Source organism: Kitasatospora sp. NPDC002965 (genome assembly GCF_040611255.1).
Classification (GTDB): domain Bacteria; phylum Actinomycetota; class Actinomycetes; order Streptomycetales; family Streptomycetaceae; genus Kitasatospora.
Genome location: NZ_JBEXNT010000284.1, coordinates 1 through 3,065 on the forward strand (window position 1 = coordinate 1; position 3,065 = coordinate 3,065).

Annotated in this window: 2 protein-coding genes; both read right to left on the reverse strand. The window is 72.4% G+C overall.

All coding sequences use genetic code 11. From position 1 onward, the window contains the following. Positions 1 to 161: 161 nt before the first annotated feature. Positions 162 to 929 (reverse strand): DUF1062 domain-containing protein, encoded by a 768-nt coding sequence (locus tag ABZY91_RS41795; protein ID WP_355409457.1) that lies wholly within the window; start codon positions 927 to 929, stop codon positions 162 to 164. Positions 930 to 1,174: 245 nt separating this feature from the next. Continuing rightward, on the reverse strand, positions 1,175 to 1,879 hold the full coding sequence (locus ABZY91_RS41800) for a 2-phosphosulfolactate phosphatase (RefSeq protein WP_355409459.1): 705 nt from the start codon (positions 1,877 to 1,879) through the stop codon (positions 1,175 to 1,177). Positions 1,880 to 3,065: the final 1,186 nt, after the last annotated feature.

Sequence of the window (3,065 nt, forward strand, 5' to 3'; positions counted from 1 at the left end):
GCCGGTCTGCGCCCCGGCCGGGACGCCCCAAGGCCCCGGCCGTGGCCGCCGGGCCCGTCCGGGGAACGGGGCCCGGCCGGTGCCGCGCGGCGCGGGGCCTCCCGGCGGCTCGCATGCCGGCTGTGCCGACAGGCCGTCAGGAGACCCCGCTGTCAAGCCTCCTACGCTCCCGTAGCCGCCGTCCGCGACGACTGCTGCGGGGCGCCGCGCAACCCGAGCCGGCCCGGGCCGACGCCCGGATCGGTGCTCAGCCCGGCGAGTAGGCCGGTGCTCAGGTCAGCACGCAGGCCGGTGCTCAGGTCGGCACGCAGGTCGGTCGGGGTGCCGAGGAGCTTCGCGTGTTTCGCGGCGTCGACGGAGCCGGGCCCGTGGACGGTGAGCTCGAAGTCCTCGTGCGCCTTGGCGTCCGGAGCCAGCGGCAGTCGGATCCGCCCGTCCCCGACCATGCGGCGCACCTGGGTACGGCTGAGGCCAAGACCGAGACCGAGCAGGCGCTCGACGCGGACCGGCACGGGCAGCTCGAAGCCGACCAGCACCGTGAGGGGTGTCGGGTCGTCGAGTGCGTAGAGGGGCGTACGGGTCTCCAGTTCCCAGGTGCCGGCCCAGTCGAGGCGGTACCCGTTCTTCGCGGCGAGCGACGCACTCATCGTCAGTTCCCGCACCACGGCGGGGTCGTTGGTCTCGTACGCCACCCGGCGGGCGGGCTCCAGCGACGAGACGTGGACGCGTTCGTGGACGGGCACCTTCGAGGTCCGGTCGCACCCCGCACAGCTCAGGAGGAGCCAGACGTCGAGGAGCTTGCCGTTCGCGTTGACGCGGATCCTGCCCGAGGGCCGGTGGCGCGTGCCGGAGCAGTCCGGGCAGGATCGCACGACGGCGGGCATGGCGGACTGACGCACGGCCCACAGGGCCTTGCGGTCGGTATTCATAGGGAGGTGGTTGCTTTCAGGACTCAGCAGGAGCTCTCACAGGCCGGGCCCGGGCTCCTGGGATCTGACGGATGCACACGAGGGCGCGAGCCATCGCCTCGGGGCCCAGCCGTCAGGCCCCGAGGTCGACCGCGCGACAGGTCGGCGTTGCTACGTGGCAGCTATCAGAAGTCCATGCGGGCGATCGTGATCGAGACCACGGCCCGCGGGCAACTCATTTTCCGCTCGGGAGCGCGCTCCGGCGCTCAGACCAGGGCGTCGCCGGTCGACGGAGGCACGGTGTGCGAACGCAGGACCATGAGCGGGCCTTCCGAGGTCGCCACCATGGCGAAGGGGAACCGGTCCAGCTCAAGGCAGAGTTCGACGTCGTCGGGGTGGACGCCTTGACGCACGCCCTCGGTCAGTTCGGCGGCGGCGCGTGACGCGGCACCGCGGCGAAGGAACTCGGCAGCGTCCGTCGGCCCGGCCTCCACCGCCCTCCGGGCGATGTACTGAGCACACGCCAGGTCCTCGTCGGCCTGCCCGTCCTCGCCCGTGACCACGAACGTGACGCTGTCGCTCCCGCGCGCCCGCAGGAGCCGGGCCGTCGCCTCCGCCACCACGAAGCCGGCGCACAGCACCAGCGACGCGTCCTTGACCGCGAGGGCGCCGACCGTCCCCGCCGTGGTCTTCTGCACCACGGTTCGCCCGCCGAGGTCGATGGACCGCAGCATTCCCGGCGAGTTGACGGTGTCGAACCCGGGTGCCATCGGGCCGTCCTTGAGCGCCACCCAGTCCGGGTGTCGGGCCTTGAGCGCCAGGGCTTCGTCCAGCGACCCGGCAAGAACGATCTTCTCCGCCCCCTGGGCGAAGGCCCAGGCAGCCACGGTGAACGCACGCATGACGTCCACCACGACCGCCACGGAGGGAACTTCGGCCAGTTCGGCGATACTGAGGAATCGAGTGTCCATTCCACTCATGATCGCGCATACCCGTCCGCGGACACCCGGCGAGTGACGCGCCTCACGTCGACGACATGGGGCCGACCCGGCCGGGACCGATCAGGGCCGCCTGCTTCGCCGACGCGGGCACCGCGTCCGTCCCGCGGCTGCGCCGTTTCGCCGGGCCGGGAGCCTCGGTCGTCGTCCTCGGGGCCCCCTCGCCGCTCTCGGCGAGGGGCTCTCCGAACCGCTGCGGGCGGCTCTACGGGAGCTGCCCGGCGGGCGCACGTCGCCGCCCCCGGTGGTGCGCTCGGCGCTGGGCGACCGGGCGCCGCTGCCGGGCGGGGTGCACCTGGTGCTGTCGCAGGCACGGTCCGCCACCAGGTCGCGGGTACCGGCGCCGCGTCCGGGGGGCTGAACCGGCACTGCGGTCGCGGGCCGGACCCGAACCGCACGGGCGACCGCACAGGCCGGCTCTCCGGGGCCGGCTTCCGTCGGTATTCGGTCATTGGACCGGACTCGGCGCAATTCCCTGACGGATCCACTGCCGTGCGGATCGGATGGCCGTTCCGCAGGCGATTCCGGTCGGACGCTGACCCGGGCGGACGCCGACCCGGGCGGACGCCGACCCGGGCGGACGTCGCGACCCGCGCCGCCCCGGCGGTGATTCCGTACCGGCATTCCGCGCCGAAGTCGGGGCCCGCGAGCGCGCCGCACCGCGCGCCGATTCCTCCACAGCGTTCGTCGAGGGCGTTCGCACCGCCCCGGCGGCCGGTCGATCCCGAAACCAACTCCGCGCACGATCAGTCGAACTGATGGTCCGTCGAGTCCGGACTCCGACCGGCCCGGCAGTCACTCCACTCGATGGTCACAAGGTGATGTCAACCGTCGAATCCACTTGACGCCAACGATGGACACGGCTGTCATATGTGGCGTCCCGTTGGAAAATGTTTGTTCATGAGGGATTAGCCGCCTCGCCTCGATCAGCCCGAGCGAGTCCCGCTCCCCCACGACCGGCCATGACCACCAGGGCCGCTGTCATCTCCCGCCCCGCACCACGCGCCGTTTCCGGTGTCCGCTCGAAGGAGCTCCCCATGTTCCGTTCCACCAGCCGTACCGTTGCCGCGGCGGGTCTGCTGCTCGCTCTCGGTCTGACCACCGCGTGTTCGACCGGCCAGGAGTCGACCAAGGCCGCAGACGCCCCGGTCGCGAAGGT

Coding starts and splice junctions, on each gene's coding strand:
- ABZY91_RS41795 (WP_355409457.1), bottom strand. CDS start 929: ATGAATACCGACCGCAAGGCCCTGTGGGCCGTGCGTCAGTCCGCCATG.
- ABZY91_RS41800 (WP_355409459.1), bottom strand. CDS start 1,879: ATGGACACTCGATTCCTCAGTATCGCCGAACTGGCCGAAGTTCCCTCC.